16 protein-coding genes and 2 pseudogenes are annotated in these 19,021 nt (G+C 52.2%); 11 read left to right on the top strand and 7 right to left on the bottom strand.

Annotation, left to right across the window (positions count from 1 at the left end; genetic code table 11):
- Positions 1-116 precede the first annotated feature (116 nt).
- Genes rpsF through rpsR form a run of 3 tightly spaced genes read left to right on the top strand, consistent with a single transcriptional unit; the run spans position 117 to position 1,288 of the window.
- Positions 117-413 carry a 30S ribosomal protein S6 gene (rpsF, locus tag EGT51_RS05750; protein ID WP_125574700.1) on the top strand — a complete coding sequence of 99 codons (297 nt, stop codon included), beginning with the start codon at positions 117-119 and terminating at the stop codon, positions 411-413.
- Positions 414-448: 35 nt separating this feature from the next.
- Positions 449-1,021 carry a single-stranded DNA-binding protein gene (gene ssb, locus EGT51_RS05755; RefSeq protein WP_135367809.1) on the top strand — a complete coding sequence of 191 codons (573 nt, stop codon included), beginning with the start codon at positions 449-451 and terminating at the stop codon, positions 1,019-1,021.
- A 27-nt stretch (positions 1,022-1,048) separates the two neighbouring features.
- On the top strand, positions 1,049-1,288 hold the full coding sequence (gene rpsR / locus EGT51_RS05760) for a 30S ribosomal protein S18 (protein WP_129032222.1): 240 nt from the start codon (positions 1,049-1,051) through the stop codon (positions 1,286-1,288).
- A gap of 71 nt (positions 1,289-1,359) precedes the next feature.
- Here the strand turns inward: rpsR and EGT51_RS05765 are convergent, their stop codons facing one another.
- The 4 genes and pseudogenes from EGT51_RS05765 to EGT51_RS05775 all read right to left on the bottom strand — a co-directional run bounded on the left by EGT51_RS05765 (position 1,360) and on the right by EGT51_RS05775 (position 5,550).
- Complete coding sequence (locus EGT51_RS05765; protein WP_135367810.1) at positions 1,360-2,547, bottom strand: metal-dependent hydrolase family protein; 1,188 nt, start codon at positions 2,545-2,547, stop codon at positions 1,360-1,362.
- Positions 2,548-2,626: 79 nt separating this feature from the next.
- A pseudogene (locus EGT51_RS13145) lies at positions 2,627-3,607 on the bottom strand (peptide ABC transporter substrate-binding protein); the annotation flags it as partial.
- Positions 3,608-3,738: 131 nt separating this feature from the next.
- Positions 3,739-4,230, bottom strand: a pseudogene (locus EGT51_RS13150) (ABC transporter substrate-binding protein); the annotation flags it as partial.
- A gap of 555 nt (positions 4,231-4,785) precedes the next feature.
- Positions 4,786-5,550 carry a MerR family transcriptional regulator gene (locus EGT51_RS05775; protein WP_167850151.1) on the bottom strand — a complete coding sequence of 255 codons (765 nt, stop codon included), beginning with the start codon at positions 5,548-5,550 and terminating at the stop codon, positions 4,786-4,788.
- A gap of 254 nt (positions 5,551-5,804) precedes the next feature.
- Between EGT51_RS05775 and EGT51_RS05780 the strand changes: the two genes are divergently transcribed.
- The 4 genes from EGT51_RS05780 to EGT51_RS05795 all read left to right on the top strand — a co-directional run bounded on the left by EGT51_RS05780 (position 5,805) and on the right by EGT51_RS05795 (position 12,282).
- Positions 5,805-7,820, top strand: coding sequence for a DHH family phosphoesterase (locus tag EGT51_RS05780; RefSeq protein ID WP_135367812.1), 2,016 nt, complete (start codon positions 5,805-5,807; stop codon positions 7,818-7,820).
- A gap of 68 nt (positions 7,821-7,888) precedes the next feature.
- A complete protein-coding gene (gene rplI, locus EGT51_RS05785; protein WP_125574696.1) occupies positions 7,889-8,347 on the top strand; it encodes a 50S ribosomal protein L9 in 459 nt (152 codons plus the stop codon).
- A gap of 862 nt (positions 8,348-9,209) precedes the next feature.
- Positions 9,210-10,604, top strand: a complete 1,395-nt coding sequence (dnaB, locus tag EGT51_RS05790) for a replicative DNA helicase (protein WP_135367813.1) — start codon at positions 9,210-9,212, stop codon at positions 10,602-10,604.
- Between the two features lie 541 nt (positions 10,605-11,145).
- Positions 11,146-12,282 carry an NAD(P)-dependent alcohol dehydrogenase gene (locus EGT51_RS05795; protein WP_135367814.1) on the top strand — a complete coding sequence of 379 codons (1,137 nt, stop codon included), beginning with the start codon at positions 11,146-11,148 and terminating at the stop codon, positions 12,280-12,282.
- Positions 12,283-12,430: 148 nt separating this feature from the next.
- Here the strand turns inward: EGT51_RS05795 and EGT51_RS05800 are convergent, their stop codons facing one another.
- Positions 12,431-12,961 carry a flavodoxin family protein gene (locus EGT51_RS05800; RefSeq protein ID WP_135367815.1) on the bottom strand — a complete coding sequence of 177 codons (531 nt, stop codon included), beginning with the start codon at positions 12,959-12,961 and terminating at the stop codon, positions 12,431-12,433.
- A gap of 137 nt (positions 12,962-13,098) precedes the next feature.
- On the opposite strand from EGT51_RS05800, the gene EGT51_RS05805 reads away from it, so the two are divergent.
- The 4 genes from EGT51_RS05805 (at position 13,099) to EGT51_RS05820 (ending at position 17,116) form a co-directional block, all read left to right on the top strand.
- Positions 13,099-14,274, top strand: a complete 1,176-nt coding sequence (locus EGT51_RS05805; protein WP_135367816.1) for an MDR family MFS transporter — start codon at positions 13,099-13,101, stop codon at positions 14,272-14,274.
- A 73-nt stretch (positions 14,275-14,347) separates the two neighbouring features.
- Positions 14,348-14,617: a hypothetical protein gene (locus EGT51_RS05810; RefSeq protein ID WP_135367817.1), complete on the top strand. Its 270-nt coding sequence runs from the start codon at positions 14,348-14,350 to the stop codon at positions 14,615-14,617.
- A gap of 448 nt (positions 14,618-15,065) precedes the next feature.
- On the top strand, positions 15,066-16,676 hold the full coding sequence (locus tag EGT51_RS05815) for a peptide ABC transporter substrate-binding protein (RefSeq protein ID WP_135367818.1): 1,611 nt from the start codon (positions 15,066-15,068) through the stop codon (positions 16,674-16,676).
- A gap of 197 nt (positions 16,677-16,873) precedes the next feature.
- The gene (locus EGT51_RS05820; RefSeq protein WP_135367819.1) at positions 16,874-17,116 is read left to right on the top strand and encodes a hypothetical protein; all 243 of its coding nucleotides are present in this window, start codon (positions 16,874-16,876) and stop codon (positions 17,114-17,116) included.
- A 165-nt stretch (positions 17,117-17,281) separates the two neighbouring features.
- On the opposite strand, the gene EGT51_RS05825 is transcribed toward EGT51_RS05820, so the two are convergent.
- Both EGT51_RS05825 and EGT51_RS05830 read right to left on the bottom strand, forming a co-directional pair.
- Positions 17,282-18,283: a matrixin family metalloprotease gene (locus EGT51_RS05825; RefSeq protein WP_135367820.1), complete on the bottom strand. Its 1,002-nt coding sequence runs from the start codon at positions 18,281-18,283 to the stop codon at positions 17,282-17,284.
- 117 nt (positions 18,284-18,400) lie between these two features.
- On the bottom strand, positions 18,401-18,712 hold the full coding sequence (locus tag EGT51_RS05830; RefSeq protein ID WP_135367821.1) for a hypothetical protein: 312 nt from the start codon (positions 18,710-18,712) through the stop codon (positions 18,401-18,403).
- Positions 18,713-19,021: the final 309 nt, after the last annotated feature.

Genomic DNA, 19,021 nt, shown 5'->3' on the forward strand with positions numbered 1-19,021 from the left:
TTCAGAATTAAATCTATGCTATACTACTAGCTTGTGAGTATCTGGCTTACGCTAGTGTCTCTCCTTGCTTCCGCATTGCAGCGGGGGCCTGAAGTCCATAAGGAGGTGTAACATTCATGGAAACTACTAAATACGAAATCACCTACATCATTCGTCCAGACCTTGACGATGCCGCTAAGACCGCTTTGGTTGAACGCTTCGACAAGTTACTGACTGACAACGGTGCAGAATTGATCAACTCGAAAGACTGGTCAAAGCGTCGGTTCGCATACGAAATTGGTGGCTTTAACGAAGGTATCTACCACGTTATCACGTTAAACGCAACTAATGACGAAGCCTTAAACGAATTCGACCGTTTATCCAAGATCAATGACAGCATCTTACGTCACATGATCGTTAAGCGCGAAGACTAATTTAAACTTTAATTTTTGAGAGGAGTTATTCAGCAATGATCAACCGAGTAGTACTTACTGGCCGACTGACACGGGATGTTGACTTACGCTACACCCAAGGCGGTGCTGCTGTTGCCACCTTCACGCTGGCCGTTGATCGGCGGTTCACCAACAAATCTGGTGAACGGGAAGCTGATTTCGTAAGTTGTGTCATTTGGCGCAAATCTGCGGAAAACTTTGCTAACTTTTTCCACAAGGGGTCCCTTGTCGGAATTGAAGGGCGCATCCAGACCCGGAATTACGAAAATCAACAAGGCCAACGTGTTTACGTTACCGAAGTTGTTGTCGAGGACTTTTCGTTCCTTGAACCGCGTTCTCGCAACGCGAACAACAACGCCGGGGGTAACTACAATGGCGGTTCCATGAATAATAATGCTCCTCAGCAGAATCAGAATCAAAATGCCAACCCGTACACGAGTGGGAATCCAGCTCAGTCTGGTCCAGCTCAAAATACGACGCCAAATCCTGGAAACAACAATCAGGGGAACGCTGGGAACAATAACGCAGCCGATCCGTTTGCCAATTCCGGTGATTCCATTGACATTTCCGATGATGATTTACCGTTCTAATTTCTAAATACGAGGAGGGAATTTCCTATGGCAGGACAACGTCGTGGCGGCCGTCGCCGTCGTAAGGTTGACTTTATTGCAGCCAACCACATCGAATACATTGATTACAAAGATACTGACTTATTGCGTCGGTTCATCTCCGAACGGGGTAAGATCTTACCTCGCCGGGTGACTGGTACTAGTGCCAAGAACCAACGTAAGTTAACTATCGCTATCAAGCGTTCACGGATTATGGGCTTAATGCCTTTCGTCAGTGATGAAGGCTAGTCCTTCAACTAAAGAGAGACCAACTACAGGAATGTGGTTGGTCTCTTTTTGCACTTAAATTGGCTTGATTTTTAAAATTGCTGCTGACCGTCGATGTAAACGTGTTTGTCTGATTGTTTGACGGCCTGAGTATCGGCTAAGGGGTCAGCTGTTAGGACTTGAAAATCGGCGTGCTTGCCAATCTCTAGGGTACCGTAGCTATCGGCGATGCCTAAAAGTTGGGCAGAGTTGATGCTAGAGCACTGGTAGGCTTGAGCCGGGGTCATCCCAATCTTGGTGAGGAGGCCAAACTCGTCGGGGGTGCGGTCGAAACCGTTAAAGGGGGTTCCGGCATCCGTCCCACACGTGAATTTCACGCCTAGTTCAAAGGCCCGCTTGAGGTTACGGTAGGTGTCATCGATCGCATCCGCGGCCTTTTTGACTTCCCAGTCAGGAAGCACGCCGACACCCTTTTCAGGGATGACCCATTCGGCGATGAGCGTGGGGGTCAGATAGGTCCGTTGCGCAATCATCTGTTGGGCTTCCGCTTCATTGACGTAGAACCCGTGTTCAATCGAATCAACGCCGGCGTCCAGGGCATTTTGAATTCCTGGGTTACCTTCTGCGTGGGCCGCAACAATGCGCCGCTTATGGTGAGCTTCCTCAACGGCCACGCGCATCTCTGGCACGGAGAGTTGGGGGTCTTCCATGAAATCATTGGGCGTCATGACGCCACCGGTTGCCATGACCTTGATACATTCAGCGCCGGCTTTGAACGCTTGACGGACGCCTTTCCGCATTTCGTCAGGCGAGTCGACCAAGTAGGCCGAATTGCGGCCGTCACCGTGGCCACCAGTCATGGAAAATGCCCGACCGGACGCCATGATGTGCGGTGTTTTAGGCAGGCGACCGGCCCGTTGTAGGCGCTTGAGCTTGATATCGACATCGTAAGTTGACCCACATTGACGGATGTAAGTCACCCCGGAGCGAAGCAATTTTTGCAAGTTCTCGTAGCCAAAGACGGCCGATTCTGATTCTGAGGCACCAAAGCTACCGCTAAAGGATTCGGGATTGCTGGTGATGTGGGTATGGACATTGATGAAGCCGGGCATGACATACTGTCCGTGTAAGTCGATCTGTTGGTCAGCCGGGTCCGGTTGGCCGGTGCCCCGTGCAGTCAATTTACCAGTGGTCGTGTCAACGGTGAACCAAGCGTTTGGTTCGTTGTGGTCCGTCGCCCCGTCAAATAGGGTGCAATTAAAGAATGTTTTTTTCGTCATAAGCAAGTTCCTCCTTGATGGATTTTGGTCGTGTGATTAATTACGGAAAAACGGGTCACCCCCTTTAAATGTGTGCCGCCTATTTCCAGTAGGCGTATTGGTATTGGGCATCATTTAGCAAGTCGTAAGTCAGACCGCCGACTTGCTTGCTGATCAGCTTGGCTTCGGCTGGCTGGTAAAGTGGGACGTAGCCTTTGACGGCCATCAGGTATTTGTTGGCACGAACCAAGCCGTTATAGCGGGTTTGTCCGGTTTGCGCTTCGGCCTGAGTCAATAGGCGGTTGTACGTGGGGTCGTTCCAATGGGTGAAGTTAACGGAATTATTCTTGGCAGCCAGGTCGAGATAGTCCGATGCGTCCAGCCAATTGGTCGACCAGCCGATCAGATTGATTTCAAAATCACCGGAAAAGTCACGGGCCACGTGTTGGGCGTGGGGTAATGCGGTGGTCTTAACGGTCAGTCCCTTAAAGTATTTTTCCATCACGGATTGCAGATAGGTCCCAATCTTTTTATCGTCATCACTATCGTCGGTCAAAATATCCAGAGTGACGGCTTGCTGGCCAGTTTCACGCAGATATTTTTGCCAGTAGCGTTTGGCCTTGGCGATATTGTGGGGCAACAGGTTGCCAGTTTCTTGGGCCATGTCGCCACCAGTCTGCGGATTGGTTTGGTCTCCGCGAGGAATGGCACTGAGGGCGGGTTTTGAGCCATCCTGAAGGACCTGACTGGTCAATTGCTGACGGTCGATGACAAAGGAAACGGCTTGACGGAGATTTTCAGAGTCGGTGACTTGCTTTTGGTGATTAAAGTAAAGAAAGTTCATGCGTCCCAAGAGGTGGGTCTTGAGCTGCGAGTCATTGCGATTGGCCCGGACGTATTCGCCACTGACGGTCGTTTCTTGAATCTTCCCCGCCTTAAACAAATTGACGGCAGTCGATTGATCCTTCGTGACGGCGACCTTGATGCGGTTGATGTTGACCTTATCAGCATTCCAGTAGTGGCGATTCTTGACGTAATGCCAAGTGGCGTTGCTGCCAGTCCAGCCAACGAGTTTGTACGGGCCGTTGGCAACTGCCGTAGCGGCGCTGGTCCCGTAGCGACTACCGTATTTTTTGACGGCAGCGGTATTGAGCGGGTAATATTTGCTGGCAACAGGTCGTTAAAGTAGGGCACTGCCCGTGTTAAGTTGATGCGAAGCTTAGTCTTGCTCAGAGCCGTGACCCCCAGCTTGCTGGGAGCTAAGCGGCTGTGTTGAATGGCACTGTAGTTTTTGACCGCAGCAAGTACACTGGCGTACTGGGCCTTCGTTCGCGGATCGGCCATTCGCCGTAGTGAGGTGACAAAGTCTTGGGCCGTAACGGCTTGACCGTTGGCCCATTTGGCGTTGGCCTTGAGGGTGAACGTGTAGGTTTTACCGTGATTGGTGGGCTGGACGACCTTGGTGGCCACGCCCGCGACAATCTTGTGCGATTTGCTGTAGGTGTAGAGTCCTTCCATCGTTTGAAAAATGACACTCGCGCTGTTGGTATCGGTGTCTTTATTGGGATCGACCGTCGCAGGTTCATCAGCTAAGGTGACATTTAAAGTCCGATTGTGCTGCGACTTTCCCGCGGCAGTCCCGCAGGCGCTGAGGGTGACGAGCATGAGTAGTGATAGGGGAACCAAACGCATAAAATGTTTCATGTGAAACAACCTCCTAGTGGCAATTGATTAGACGGGTGGGAAAAACAAAAAAGCACCCTTACGGAAATCGTTTCCGTAAGGGTGCTGTCGCACGGTACCACCTTGTTTTTAACTCGAATGTGAACGGCAATCCCTCCTAGAGACTGAGGGGCGTTGGCTAGGTCCAACTGCTCAGTCGGGTGCGATTCACTGCACAGATAACGGGTGCGACCGGTCGGGCTTACTGGCGTTCAGCTGACAGTTCGGAAGGGAGTTCGCGTTGTTAGCCTTGACCCGCTTGCACTTAACCGGGCTCGCTAACAATGACCGACAACGTTACTGGTCTTCGTCATTACTTTTTAATTTTCTAATCAATTGTTAATGATTGCTAGTTTAGCAGGAATTTTCAGAATGTCAATGACAAATTTTAACGGGGGATCAGGTACAGTGGTTTTCGGAGACCAGGGGCGTGCCACGGCGAACGGTAGGTGGCCAGTTCGGATTGTGAGGCTGTAAATGACTATTTTTGATGTCATAAGTCGCATGATCACAATGGTTTCAGTTGATTTCCGCCTTTCAACCTTCAGTTGCTTGTAAGATGGCCGCAACCAGGAATGAAGTGGCTTGCGGAGAGCCAACACGGTCATTGTAATATTGGGCAAAGCGGGCATCGCTTTGATATAACTGAGCTAAGCCACGATGAGCAGCAATTGAATAATTGTTCCACGTGAAACATAGCCAGTCACGATGCAAGGCATAGATGTGTTGGGCTACCGGACTGGTGAGGTCGCCACTGTGGCACACGTCTCTTAGGGCGTCAAAGAGCTGCTGCTCGGTGGCTTGCATGCGCTGGTAGTCTGCCTCACTTAAGTTGGCAAATTTTGCCTGACTGGCAGTAAAGGTTGTGTCACCGTAGCGTTGCCGGACCTCCGCACCAAATTTTTGGGCGTTGGCCGTGAGCTGGTCTTGTTTGAATGCGGCAAATTTTTCTGAATCGGTCATGGGGTGACCTCCATTTCTGGCCGCTAGGGTGCGGTCTAAAGTCGTCAGCAAGGCCGTGAGTTGGTCACGTTGCTTAACCAAATGGGTGCGCTGTTCCTGGAGCGCGGCCGTTTGGGCTGCCGGCGATTGGGCCAGCAGTGAGTGAATCTGAGTCAGGGTGAAGCCGAACAGCTGAAAGTAGCGAATCAGCTGCAGGCGATCCACGGCTGCGGCCGGATACATCCGGTAACCGTTATGCGGATCCCGGTCGGCCGGCAGTAGTCCAATCTGGTCGTAGTAACGCAGCGTCCGCGGACTCACGCCGGCGAGCTTAGCGAGTGCTTGAATGCTGTAGGTCAAGGTGACCACCTCCTGTCTTGCTTACAACCTACTATAAGGGTTGTCGTAGCGTCAAGGTCAAGGGCTGTTCGCGTAAAATTAGGGTGACCCGAAATTTCACGGCAGGCCCGTCGTGACGCGGTTTTTAACCGGGACCAACGTTTTGTCCTGACCCCGAAGTGTGCTAAAATATAGGTATTATTTGTAACTTTCTGACCCGACGGCAAGTGCCCGGGTAACCATAACTTTTTTGATGAAACAGATGAGGAGCAAGTATGAATAAAATATTTTCACGAGCCAATGTACCCGAGTTCTTACAGAATCGGCGGCTGCGGGGAATTGCGGTGCTCATGGCACTGCTGGCAATTCTAGGTATCGTGCTGTCGTTTCTATTGAACTGGATCTTTGGACTCGTCATTTTGGTGCTAGTCGGCATCTCAATGTTACTGGTCTTTAATACCATGGCCGAGATTGGGGCCGACACCACGCAGTACATTTCCGACCTGTCGTTTCGCATCCAACAAGGTGAGCAGGAGGCGTTGATTCGCATGCCGCCTGGTGTCATGATCTTGGGCGATACCGATCAGATTGAGTGGGTCAACCCGTATTTGCAGCACTACTTCGGTGATACCGACGTGTTGAATCGGTCGCTCAGTGACGTGGACGCGGACCTGGCCAAATTGGTGGCCACGACCAAACCGCAGACCATGACGACCGTGAGCTGGCGCGACTACCGCTTCACCCTGTACGTCCAGCCGGATTTCCACGCGGTTTACCTGTATGACATCACCCATTACCAGCTGATTCAAGAACAGTATGACGACGAAAAGATTGCGATTGGCCAAATTTTCTTGGATAACTACGATGAAATTACGCAGTCGATGACCGACCAAGATATTTCGAACCTGCGCAATTATGTGACCAACGAGCTGTCTGCTTGGGTTCAGCAATTTGATATGTACCTAAAGCAGCTGGATGATGACCACTACTTCGTGTTGGCCTACGCCAAGTCGTTGGCGGCCATCGAGGCGGATAAGTTCAAGATTCTCGACACGATTCGGGAGAGCACGTCGAAGCAAAACTTCCCTTTGACGCTCAGTATGGGAATCGCGTACGGCGATGCGAACCTGAATAAGCTGGCCGACCAAGCGCAGAGTAACCTGGATCTGGCTCTGGGTCGGGGCGGCGACCAAGTCGTCGTTAAGGCGGCCGACCAAGAGGCCCGCTACTACGGCGGGAAGACCAACCCGATGGAGAAACGGACGCGGGTCCGGGCGCGGATGATTTCCCAAGCCCTCCAAGAGCTGATGAGCGAATCCGACCAGATCTTCGTGCAGGGGCATACCCAACCGGATATGGATTCGCTGGGTGCCTGCCTGGGGATTCGCCGGATCGCCAAGATGAACAACAAGACTTGCTGGATCGTGCTCGACAAGGAGACCGTCCATTCCGATGTGCAACGGTTATTGGATAATTTGAAGGCCTATCCCGACGTGGATGCAGCCATCATTTCGCCAGCCGAGGCCTTGGAAAAGGCGACCGACCAGAGCATGCTCTTGATGGTCGACCACTCGAAGCCGTCCATTTCAATTTCGGCCGAACTCTATCAACGCCTGGAAAATCGGGTGATGATCATTGACCACCACCGGCGCGGCGAAGAGTTCCCTGAAAATCCGCTGCTGGTCTACATTGAACCGTACGCCAGCTCGACGTGTGAGCTGATCACCGAAATGTTTGAGTACCAGTCCCAAGAGGGCGAACCCATCAACAAGCTGGAAGCCACGGCGATGTTGACCGGGATCTTCGTGGATACCAAACACTTCTCGTTGCGGACCGGGACGCGGACCTTTGACGCCGCCAGTTATTTGCGGTCAGCCGGGGCCGATGCCGTTGAGATGCAGCAGTATATGAAGGAAAACGTCGACAGTTATTTGCAACGCAATCATTTGATTGAAATGGTTGAGTTTGTCAACGAAGACATGGCCCTGATCACGGGTGAAGAGGACCAGACCTACGATCCTGTCACCGCGGCCCAGGCGGCCGATGACCTCTTGAACATGTCAGGCGTGGACGCCTCGTTTGTGATTACGCGACGGGCGGACGGTCGGGTCGGCATTTCCGCGCGGTCGTTGGGTGAGATCAACGTGCAGCTGACCATGGAAGCCATGGGCGGCGGCGGGCACCTCTCCAATGCGGCCACGCAGATCAGTGACAAGACAGTCGCTGAGGTCAAACAAGCATTATTGGATATCCTCAACCACACGGCTGAGCCTGAGCCGGCGACCACATAGTTAATTGCTTCTGGGCGTGAGGTGGCGTAGGATAAGATTAGATATGGAATAAGTGAGGAGTGAACGACGTGAAAGTTATTTTTGTGAAAGACGTTCGCGGTAAGGGTAAGCGCGGAGAAATCAAGAATGTTCCCGATGGCTACGCCCAAAATTTCCTGATCAAGCGGGGCTTGGCTAAGGAAGCCAACCAATCCGCCATGAGTCAGTTGAATGCCGAACGTAAAGCGGAACAACGCCGCGAAGCTGAAGAATTGGCTGAAGCTAAGGAATTACAAAAGCATTTGGAAGCCGACAAGACGGTGGTTGAAATCGTGGCTAAGGCTGGGGAAGACGACCGGTTGTTTGGGTCAATTCCGAGCAAGCAAATCGTTCAAGCCTTACAAAAGCAATTCGATTTAAAGATTGATAAGCGCAAGGTTGAACTCCCTGAACCAATCCGGACGCTGGGCTTCACCAACGTACCGGTCAAGCTACACAGCGACGTGACCGCTAAGATTCGCGTCCACGTGGTCGCTAAACAAAAATAAAGTTAGGAAAGGTCGTCCGCTGGGGCGGCCTTTTTGCATGAGTGGAACTGACTGCTGAAGGTTGAACCTAAAATTAACGCGCTGATTGCTGTAACGACGGTGTTCCGACATCTAAAATTGGTAAAACCAGGCGCCTGCATCAGGCTAGGGTGGGGCCTGCTCTGGGGAACACCTTCAGCTTGAAAAGCGGGCTTCCGGTTCGCTTGAAAGCCTGGAAAAACCCGCCAGTCTCTCAAGTCGTCCCGCGCTGTAGGCTGAGACAAGACCTCAGCCAACACCACCGATCCAGATGAGGCCATCCTGGCTGTCTCCGGCAAGGGTGACGGCTATCAGTGACATTGTGTTAATGAAAAAACAGTCATCAATGTAACTACTATCTAGGGTTAAGACGATTGTTACTGGCAAGCACTACCGTAGCCGAGAGTTCGCCAAATATGGGTTCAGCCGTGGGAGTTCCCTTAGTGACGTGGTTCATGTCGCTTAGGGAACTGGCGTCTTTGAGACGTGTTCTGCGGCTCAAAGCGAGGCGTCGAGACCGCTTTTTGGCTCGACCCGTCCGCCCCAGCGTTCCAACCCATATTTGGCGAACGGTAGGCGGCCAGTTCGTCTTATGTGGCTGTAAACGACTATTTTTGACACCATGAACCGTATGTTAACAGTAATTCCAGCTGATTTTCACTTTCAACCTTCAGCTGACTGCTCGGAGGCCTTCGTGTCAACCAGTTCGCGCCAGGGGCGAAACAGCTGGGCCCTCACAGTTGGACAAAAAAGCCGAGCCTCAGATTCGCTCATGACCCCATTCCATGGTAAAATGGAAGTCTAGTTTCTGTCGGTGATTTTTCTAAAGAGGTAATCAAACAGCATGGATAATAACGTTCTAACAGATCACACACCACCACAGAGCCTCAGCGCCGAAAAGGCCGTCTTAGGGGCGATCTTTTTGAGTACCGACGCGTTGGTGGATGCGCTGGAATACCTGGCCCCAGAGGACTTTTACCGCCGGGAACACCAGATTATTTTCCAAGCGATGATTGATTTAAACGATCGGGATGAGGCCATCGATGTGGTCACCATCACCGATCGCTTGACGTCGAAAAACGAGTTGGATGACGTCGGTGGGGTCACCTATATTGCCGAACTGGCGGGGTCCGTGCCCACGGCGGCCAACGCGACCTACTACGCCAAGATCGTGCAGGAGAAGGCCATTTTGCGGCGACTGATCCAAACGGCCACCAACATTGCCACGCAGGGTTACGAACAAGATGGCGACGTGGCGGACCTCCTGGACAACGCGGAACGCGACATCATGGGGGTAGCGGAGACCCGTAACCAGTCGGGGTTCAAACCCATCCGTGACGTCTTGAACAGTTCCTTTGAAGAAATTAATAAATTGTCGGAACAGGGCGACGTGATTACCGGGTTATCGACCGGGTACGCGGAACTCGACAAGATGACGACCGGGCTGCACGATGACGAGCTGATGATTTTAGCCGCCCGGCCAGCTGTCGGGAAGACCGCCTTTGCCTTAAACATTGCCCAAAATGTGGGCACCAAGACGGACAAGACCGTGGCTATTTTTAGTTTGGAAATGAGTGCCGAGTCGTTGGTCAACCGGATGCTGTGTGCGGAGGGCTCCATCGATGCCAATCACCTGCGAACCGGGCAGTTGTCGGAAGAAGAATGGCAAAACCTGATCGTGGCGATGGGGAGCCTGGCCAAGGCCAGCATTTACATCGATGACACGGCCGGTAACAAGATTACCGAGATTCGGGCCAAATGTCGGCGGTTAGCCAAGGAAAAAGGTAACCTCGGGCTGATCGTGATCGATTACCTGCAGCTGATCGAAGGGACCAACCACGAAAGTCGGCAACAAGAAGTGTCCGATATTTCGCGGCAATTAAAGAAGTTGGCCAAGGAATTGCACGTGCCGGTCATTGCGTTGTCCCAGCTCTCACGGGGCGTGGAACAGCGGCAAGACAAGCGGCCAGTCCTGTCCGATATTCGAGAATCCGGATCGATCGAACAAGATGCTGATATCGTGTCCTTCCTGTATCGGGATGACTACTACGAGCGCGAAGGCGACGAAGATGGTGGCGGCGACAACGACAGTGATCCGCGCGAAGAGGGCGATCAAGACGTCGGGGAAGTCGAAGTCATTATTGAGAAAAACCGGTCGGGTCCGCGGGGAACGGTCAAATTGCTATTTGTGAAGTCGTTTAACAAGTTCTCCTCGGTGGCCTATACACCGGGACAATAGCACATATCTTGGCCAGTCAAAATGGCTGCATCAGAGCTTGGACAAATTTGGTCCAGGCTTTTTTGTATAAAATTTTGAATAAACCGCTTTCGGCTGTATAAACGTCAAAATTAGTGTCTGATTTTAGAAAAAATGGGTGGGTCATGAGAAATTGATTGCGGGCCAAAACCCTTGGGCCACTAAGGATATAACGAATTCAATAATAAACATATTCAAAATTCATAAGAGTGTGCCAGAAAGTTCACAGTTTCATCATATTTTCCCATTAGTATATGAAGCATAGAAGTTAACCAATCGGTTGCTTCTACCAAAGATTAACAATCTTTTTTCATGTACTCCTCCTCCCCTGGAATAATGAAAAAATAGTTAACGTCATTCTTATATAATGACGTTACCCCTACTCCGATGACCATCGCTTTCCCCGAGCGGTGGTTTTTTTTGTGGCCTCATTTGGACATATGTAAAAAATAATGCTTGACGTTTGTTCACAAAATCCGTTATGATGTAAGCGTTACCAAAAGTAAAAAGGAGTGGCGAACAAATGGCAAAAGAAGTGCAAGCAGCAGTTGTTGAGAGACGAAACGATCCATTCGTTGTGAAAAATGTGTTGGTAGACGACCAACCAGGGCCGAAGGAGGTTTTGGTGCACATTGTTGCGAGCGGAATTTGTCATAGTGATGAAGCCGTTCGGGTCGGCGATGCCGGCGACTTACCGTTACCCATCGTATTGGGCCATGAAGGGGCCGGTATCGTGGAAAAGGTCGGTTCAGCCGTGAGTGGCGTGGCCGTGGGCGATCACGTGGTTCTGTCCTACGCCTACGATGGTACCTGTGATAACTGTTTGGCCGGGCAGCCAGCCTCGTGTGAACAGTGGGTGCCGTTGAACATGGGCAGTGGCAAGCGACCGAATGGCCAACCCGTCTTCACGGACAAGGATGATACCACCCAGGGCCTGGGCAGCATGTTCAACCAGGCGTCCTTCAGTACGACCACGTTGGTTCAAGAAAGCAACGTCACGGTCGTGGGCAAAGACGTTGACTTGCGGAAGGTCGGGCCACTGGGCTGCGGTTTCGTCACCGGGTCCGGCACGGTCTTCAACACCTTGAAGCCAGAACCGAACTCCACGATGGCCATCTTCGGTACCGGTGCGGTCGGTTCCGCCGCCTTAATGGCCGCTAAGATTTCCGGCTGTGCGCAAATTATTTCCGTCGATATTGTACCCGAACGCCTGGCCATGTCCAAGGAAATTGGCGCCACGGCGACCGTTAACTCCAAGGAAGTCGATGCCGTTGCGGCCATCAAGGAACTCACCGGGGGCAAAGGGGTTGACTACGCAGTTGATACGACCGGATTATCTGCCGTGATGAAACAAGCGGTCGATGCCATGGGCATTAACGGGGTCTTCGCACCGCTGGCCGTTTCCCAAAAGGAACTGGACCTGGTGCCATTCAATGACCTGGTCGCCACGCAAAAATCCGTGGTGGGTGTCCTAATGGGCAACGCGGTACCCCAAATTGAAATCAAGAAGTTGATCTCTTTCTGGCAAAAGGGACTTTACCCATTCGATAAGCTCGAAAAGACCTTCAAGTTCGCCGACATCAACGAGGCGGACCGAGCTTCCACCAGTGGGGAAGTCATCAAACCCGTGCTGATCATGGATGAAGATTATACCGTTTAAAAAGTGGGCGCAACCGGCCACCTAATGGCCACGTTTCGGTCAATTAAACTGAACACGAAAGGACCATCCCAGAAATTAGACAATTTCTGGGATGGTCCCTTTTTATGTGAGTTGGGAGTTTTTCCCAAACTCTTTCACGTGAAACAGCTTAATTTTGGGCGTGCAGCTTGGCACCGAGCTGCCAGTAGCTGGCCGGCAGGTCGGTCATGGCTGCGACGTCGTTCGGACCGTCCGCCGTGACCGTGGCCGTACCTTGGAAGGTCATTTTCAGCCATTCACACGAGTGCTGAACGGCTTGGGTGATGCCCAAAGCCTTGGTCTGGGGCGCATCGGCACCGACGACCAGCAAATAGACGCGTTTGCCCGCGAAAGCAAAGCCGTTGGTGTAACTATCAAACCAGCGGTCCATGAAGACCTTGAGCTGGCCGGTCATGCCGTACCAGTAGACCGGGGTGCCCAAGACGATGTCGTCCGCCTGGGCGAAGCTGGCCATCACCTGTTCGTAGTCGTCTGTGAGGTCCTGTTGAGGCAAGTCGGTGTCACGGTGGTCCTGAACGAAGTGTAAATCGTGGGCGGCCAGCTGGATGGTGGTGTGGGGCAGGTTATGTAAAAAGCGTTCGCCCAGCGTCGCGGTATTGCCGTGCTGCCGGGGACTGCCATTGATAAATAAAATGGTCATGGGTAGGGCTCCTTTCGCACTTAGTGTACGGATTCCCCCACAAAAAAGCAATTAACTCGCCGCCGGGGTAGTGCTGGCCTAGGGAAATATGGTAAGCTGAATCTAATTGAATTCTAATCATAGAGAGAAGGCGGCTTATGCGCGAAATTCGACTCCGCTGGTTACTGTTGGGCGCCTTGTTCAGTAGTATCGGCATGAGTTTTATTTGGCCCTTGACCACGATTTACATGCATAACCGATTGGGGGCCTCGCTGACCGAAGTCGGGATCATTCTCCTGTTGTACTCTTCGGCCAACGTGGTGGGCAGCGTCATCGGCGGTCGGTTGTTTGACCGCTACAATCCCTTTTACCTGACGGTGGGTGGGGTCACGACCTCACTGGTGACGTTGGGGAGCTTGATCTGGCATCACGGCTGGCCGGCGTTTCCCATCTCGTTGATCTTTTTGGGGCTGGCATCGGGCTGGACGCTGACCATGGTCAATTCGCTGGGAACGACGATCCATAGCCGCGACGGACGCTACATCTTTAACATGCTCTACTTTGCGCAAAACCTGGGGGTCGTCTTGGGGACGGCACTGGTGGGCTTCGTCTATAGCGTGAGTGTGACCCTGTTGTTCGTGATTGCGGCCAGCCTGTTCGTTTGCTTCTTGGTCGTCGTGGTGACCTGCTACCACGCGCCGGCGGTCATGCAGCGACAGGTCGTGGCCAAGACGGAACAGGTCGTGACGATTCCGCGGCCCAACCGTCGGATCATGATGACCTTTTTCATCTCCCTAGTCGTTATCTGGGTGATGTATGAGCAGTGGGTCTCCAACCTGTCCGTCTACATGACCGGTATGGGTATTCCCATGCGTGAATACAGCCTGTTGTGGACCATCAATGCTGGGCTGATCGTAGTCTTTCAAGCCATCCTCAACTGGTTGGCCAATTTCTTTAGCAATCTGTATCTGCAGGTCTACGCGGGGATCTTCTTCGTGGCGCTGTCGTTTGCGACGCTGATCTTTGCCAAGGACTATCTACATTTCGTCTTGGCGATGGTGATCTTGACTCTGGGTGAGGCCACGGCCTTTCCCGCCATTCCGGCGATCGTGAACAGTTTGACGCCGCATGCGGTCAAGGGCAAATACCAAGGGATGGCCAACGCCTGGGCCAGCGTCGGCAAGGCCTTTGGACCGTTATTTGGCGGCTTGGTCATTGACCACGGCTCGTACACCCTGCTGTTTGTGATCGCAGCGGTCGCCAATCTGGTGATTTTGGGGGCCAACGGCGTGGTCATTTCCAGCAACCGTCAGAATGTGGAAATTTATAAGTAGGTTATTTGCCTTTTGGGTGTATAATTGACTAAGAGGAAGTATTACGCACAAAAGGGAAATCAGGGGACAGCACATGACAAAAAAGACAAGGGGAATCAGTGGCGTTTTGCTGGGCCTAGTGGTTGGAGGAATCCTCTTCAGCCAGGTCCCGCAAAGTCAGTCCACTGTGACGGATTCGGTCGTTCAACCGGCTTCCGGACAAACGGCCGTGCAATTGGATACCGCTGGCAAGGGGCACGTGGCAGTCAAGACGCAAACAACAACCAGTCAGGCGGGCAAAACGGTGAGTCGGCAAACGACGACCATGACGCAGGGCCATCGGCAACAGGATATGCATAAATAAAAAATTTAGGGGGTCATTTATGCCCCTAAATGACCAATATACAAAAGGACGATCCTACGGCGACGCGGGATTGTCTTTTTTTAACGCCAATATTCAGAAAATATACATAAAAATGAATGTTTATAAAAGTATTGACAGCAAAAGTGAATGATGATAAATTTAATATCAATCAAGAAGACGTTGCCAGAAGAGTAACCCGCTACCGTTTGTTTAGCGAATCCGGAATGATGGAAGCCGGATCAAACGCCCGGGCGAAGCGCATCTGGAAGTCGGTGGCGTGAAAGGAGTAGCCTCACCTGGGTCGTGCCCATTACCGCACGGTGCATCAGCACACTGAGAGATAAAACAAGGTGGTACCGCGAGTCGTTCGCCCTTGTTGGCCAGAGATGGTCGACAGGGACGGGCGACTTTTTTTGCGAGACCGGTCAAAAATTGAGGGGTAATCAATATGAAAAAACTTTTAGGATTAGGATTGGGTTTCATGGCCATTGCGACGTTGGCCGGTTGTGGCACCACGCAGGCCCAAAGTAGTGATGACAAGGCGTTGAACGTGACGATGGTCGGCAATCCGGCCACTGCTGACCCAGCCATTTCAGGGGACAGCAACAGTTCCAGTTTGATTGCGCAGACCGAAGAGGGACTCTACACGCTCGACAAAAATGGGAAGGTCATCGCCGGTGTGGCCGAAAAGGTGGTTAAGCCAACCCAAAACGGCACGGTCTACACTTTCAAGATCAAGAAGAATGCCAAGTGGGCCAACGGCGACCCCGTGACGGCGCAGGACTTTGTGACTTCCTTTGACTGGCAGGTCAATCCCAAGTCTAAGTCACAGGTGGCCAACAAGTTGAAATATTTAAAGAATTATGATGCGGTCCAAGCCGGCAAGAAGGACCCGTCGGCCTTGGGCGTCAAGGCGTTGGATCAGCAGACGTTACAGTTGACCCTGTCGCAACCACAACCCTGGTTGCCAGATATCTTGGCCACGGCGGCCTATCCGATGAAGACGGACCTCTTTAAGAAATATGGCAGTCAATATGGTACTAGCGCCGCCAAGACCCTGTCGGAAGGGCCTTATAAGTTGGTCGGGTGGAGCGGTTCGGCCGACAGCTGGTCATACGTGAAGAACCCCCATTACTGGAATGCCAAGAACGTGAAGATTGACAAGGTCAACGTTCAAGTCGTCAAGGATCCCGGGACGTCGGCCAACCTATTCAAGTCGGGGAAGGTCCAAGAAACGGTCCTGTCCGGACAATACATTAAGCAGAATGCCAATAATCCTGAACTAAAGACCACGTTGAACAGTTCGATGCGGTTCTTGGAATTCAATGATCAGAAGAAAGTGACCCACAACACCAAAATCCGGCAAGCCTTCTCTTATGTGGTGGACCGGCAAGCGCTGACCAAAAATGTCCTCCAGGACGGTTCGGCCGCTGCGAAGAGTCTGATTCCTACCGGTGACGGCAATGACCCAACTACGGGGAAGGACTTTACCGCCGACGTGGGCAACCTGTTGAGCTACAATCCCAAGAAGGCCACGCAACTGTGGAATCAAGCCAAGCAAGAATTGGGCATCAAGAAGGCTAATTTGGAACTGTTGACGGCGGATACCGATGAACAAAAGCACGTCGCTCAATACCTGCAACAACAGGCCCAAAAATACATGCCCGGCCTATCGCTCACCATCAAATCCATGCCGTTGGCCCAACAGATCGCCAAGGGCGCCGCAGGGAACTTCGATATCGACCTCGATGGTTGGACGACCGACTGGCGGGACCCGGCTGACTTCTTGCAAATGGCCGACGGGACCAGCTCCGTTAACTTTACCAAGTGGAACAACGCCCACTTCACCAATTTGATGAAGCAAGTCGATGACACGACCAACCACACCACGCAACAACGGTGGGACCTGCTGAAGCAAGCCGACACCTATGTCACCAAGCAAGCGGGCCTCGTCCCACTGTATCAACAAGCCAAGGCTCACCTCGTCTCCGATTCCGTGGGCGGTCTGAAATACACCATGATGAGTGACGCCCAATATAAGTATGCTTATTGGAAGTAATCTCATTAGCTGAGGATAAGAAAAGTCGTTTCGCGATTGGGCGGAGCGGCTTTTTTGACGAAGCTAGCAGGTCAGACTGGTGTTTACAGATTAAACTAGCGTATACTTATAGGCAAGAACTATTCGACCACTCAACTTTAGGGGAGCGTCAGTTAAACGCTAGGTGGGGCGGTGGTCAGAGCCTAGGGGGCGCGGGGATGCAGTTTCAACGGTTGTTAAAGGAACAGGTCCTGCAAACAGCGGGTCTGTTAGCGGTTTTCTTGTGTTTGTTAGTGCCGGTATTTCTGGTGAAGGGGGTTGTGGACCTCATCACCTTGGGCGAACTATTTTGGGTCGACTACGGCGTCTTCTTCGTGGCAGCCGTCGGGGGATTCGTTCTATTGTTCGCGGTGATCGACTTGATCGAGGTGGCTTGGCAATACTGGCATCGCTCAAATTGAGTAAATGAAAGCAGTCGTTCTGGAAATTCCGGAGCGGCTGCTTTTTCGTTAGGATCAGTGCCTGAAGGTTGCAAGTAGAAGTGACGCGTTGATTGCTGGAACGGTAGGCGGCCAGTCCCCGCTATGAATCGCAGGGTGACAATGATTCTAAGCGATTTTTAGCTGTTAATGCAACATTTCCTCGGTGTACAACACGTGATCGGACACGTGTTCGAAGAGTTCGTGACCATTATTGGTATGGGTATCGAGAAACAGGCCTTGCCCATCATTGATGGCGTAATATTGGCCGTTGGCATGACGACCTAACATGACCACCACGGTCTCACCGGGGTGCAGGACCACGCTGTCGGTGACGGCCATGGCCGGGGTACCGCCCTGTGTGAAGGTCAGTGTCTGGCCGGTCTGGCCTTTGAACTTGTCGGCGATGCGGATGGTCTGCGTCGTGTAGTAATTCTTCGGCGCGCGGTGGTGGGGCACACTCTTGGTGATGGTGCCCTCGACGATGGTGCCCGCATCATGGACCAGCTGTTCAACGCCGGTGATGTTGTTGGAGTAGTCCTTTAAATGGTCGACCGTGAGACTGGGCTTGGCGGCCGACGCCAGGGCCTTGGACGTGCTAGCAGGGGTGGCGTAGACCTTTTTGGCGCCGCGAATGTCGACGTTGCGCAAGCCGTGCACGCGGTTGGACGGGTTCATGACGCTCACGGAGCCCTTGTTATTGTGCTTGAGGCCTAAGGCGTGACCCATTTCGTGGATGGCCACGTTGGTGCGTTGCTTTTTGGTGTAGCGAAATTTCTTGAGCACGCTACGGTTGAGATACATGGCCGCGCCGGTCTGGTTGCCGTTTTGATCAAATGACATGCCGTTATAGGCCATGCCGGTCGCGTTGGTCCAGATGCCCGTATTCTTGGCCACTGTGGTAGTGAAGGAACGGGATTTTTTGTTGGTCGTGGTCGACCAGGTGAAGGCCTTAGAGGCGTTCCAGGTCTTGCGGGCCGTTGTCCAGATAGAACGGTAGTAGGTGCTGGTCGATTTATTGTAATAGGCGGCCTTCTTAGCGGCGTAGCGGTACTTATTGGCCGGTGTCGGGTTCTTGGTCGCCGCTTGGGCGGAAACACCGCCTAGGAGGGCCAGACAACCGGTGAGCAGTAGGAGTGATTTTTGCATACTGACGGATCCTTTCCCAAATCAACTGGGGATGAACCGGACGTTAAAATAATAATCGTTAAATAGTTCAGCCCGCGTATTAGGTAAGTGTAATCCTGGATCGTCAGGTTGTCCAGCCTACGCGAAGACCAGGCCGTGGTAGCGGTCTTCCTTTTGCCAGGCCTTGATCAGGTCTTGGGCCAAGAAATGGTAATCCGTGGCCGCCATTTCCGGTCGTAAGTGGTGCAGCTGTTCGGCAACGTCCGTGGCGGTCAAGGCCTGGCGTTGAAAGAGGCTACGGTTCAAGAACTGGTCCAAGCCGGTCAACTGGGCGTCGGTGAATGGGAAATTTAACAGGAGTAGGGCGCTGGGGGTGATTTTGGCTTTGCGAGCGAGGACGTTGAGAGCCTCTAAGATCAGTGCGTCGTGCGTCAATTCAATTTCATTCATGGATGATGCCTCCCTTATTTTGCTAGAATACGGGAATTTCTGGCAGAAAGCTAGTGAAATTTACCATAAATAAAATTGTAGCCGCAACCCCAAGTGCGCCAAGGGATGCCGCCGTTCACAAATTTAATTTTGACACCACTTTCACTAAAAAACCGGCACCGCTACGTGAGCGAGTGCCGGTGATCATTGATTGGTTCTATGATATTTGGTGTTGATGGAGAACTCCATCGACGCCATTTTTGTATAAAAAAGAGGCATATCACCTCTGTGCTACAATCAAGTCGTCGAAACCAATTGAAAGCGAGGAAA

Source organism: Levilactobacillus suantsaiihabitans (genome assembly GCF_004745505.1).
GTDB lineage: Bacteria > Bacillota > Bacilli > Lactobacillales > Lactobacillaceae > Levilactobacillus > Levilactobacillus suantsaiihabitans.